This is a genomic window from Dapis hubbardiae BLCC-M172, assembly GCF_050016015.1.
GTDB lineage: Bacteria > Cyanobacteriota > Cyanobacteriia > Cyanobacteriales > Microcoleaceae > Trichodesmium.
In genome coordinates this window covers 1-1,274 of the sequence record NZ_JBNHEQ010000290.1, presented here as the reverse complement: position 1 = coordinate 1,274, position 1,274 = coordinate 1, and the positions used below count along the sequence as shown (strand labels likewise).

General features: G+C 41.9%; 2 protein-coding genes. Both read left to right on the top strand.

Features of this window, described 5'->3' with window-relative positions; genetic code table 11:
- Positions 1–23: 23 nt before the first annotated feature.
- Positions 24–422, top strand: coding sequence for a hypothetical protein (locus ACP6PK_RS26835; RefSeq protein WP_426564214.1), 399 nt, complete (start codon positions 24–26; stop codon positions 420–422).
- Between the two features lie 8 nt (positions 423–430).
- On the top strand, positions 431–1,274 hold an 844-nt coding region (locus ACP6PK_RS26830), incomplete at its 3' end, for a hypothetical protein (protein ID WP_426564212.1).

Genomic DNA, 1,274 nt, shown 5'->3' with positions numbered 1-1,274 from the left:
TGGAATGGATGGAGTAATAGGCTATGGGATTCAAAGCCCACAAAATCAAACCTTATGGAAAACCTAACTTAGCTAATGCTAGTCAAACATCTAACCCTAAAACTCCAGAAGAAAAAGTTCAAGCTTTAGCTGATTTACTTGAAACTAGACTTAAAGGAGAGATTGTTCAGCAGTATGCAGAGCGTGGATTGATGGTTTCTGATATGAAGTACGCCCTTGGTACAGATGGAGAAAGTTTAGCAGCTTACGATAAGCAATTAGAAAATAATTTTCAAGGCATGGCTCCCAAGGGAAAAAACCAGCAACCTGTTGATAAGGAAACCGCGCCAAAACTTAAAAAAATATCTACTGAAAGAGCTGTAGAGGTCAATGTTCCTGGTGCTGGTGGTGCTGGTGGCGTTGGTAAAAATAAGAAAAAATAAAATTTACTATGGTTTTTATTTCAGATACAACTTTAAGTACAGCAATTACTGGAAATTCTCAAGTAGATTTAAGATGGTTTTCTAAAGCTGCTAGCCCGGTTGTTGATTGGATGAAAAAGCCAATTGCTAGTGCTGGTAATTTTGCTAGTAGAGTAGTGCAAGGTGGTAAAGCAGTTGTTGAAAGCATTGCCAATGGTACATTTGGTAAAATATTTAATCAGTGGGCAAAAGATGATCCAGTTGCTGCTACTGCGGGAACTATTGCTGCTGGTTTAGCTGGTGGTGGCTTACTTTTAACTGGTGGTGCAGTTGTTGGTTGGGTAACTGGGGGAATTAGTGCTGCTGTGGGGACTTTAGGGTTGGGGGGAACCCTAGTTGCTGGTTCAACTCTTGGGGGGTTGGCAACTGGCATCTTAACTGTGGCCGAGCAACTTTACAGCTTTAACCTGCAAGTTTCAGATGATACTTTGCTCAAAGAAATTCAGACTGCCATAGACAACCTCTATGAACCAGCCGGGAATTTTATTGGTAGACAAATTGCAACTATAGCCGTCGGGGGGTTGGCTAGTCCTCCTAAAGTTCGGATTAATATTCGGACTATGGCTTTAGTCTGGCAACTTAAACCGGAGTTAAGGCAAGAGCTTTTACAGAATGTTTCTAATTTTGCTTATCAAGGCATCCAAACCGGGCTACAAATAGGCATCAAATACGCACTTTTGCACGGTCGCCGAGCTATCAAAAAACTCTGGAAACAAGCACCTGACGCGGTTAAGAACTTAGTACCTGGACTTGATAAAGCGATCGCTACTTGGGGAGATAAAGGTAAGGAGCCTTGGAGTATAGAGGATGGAG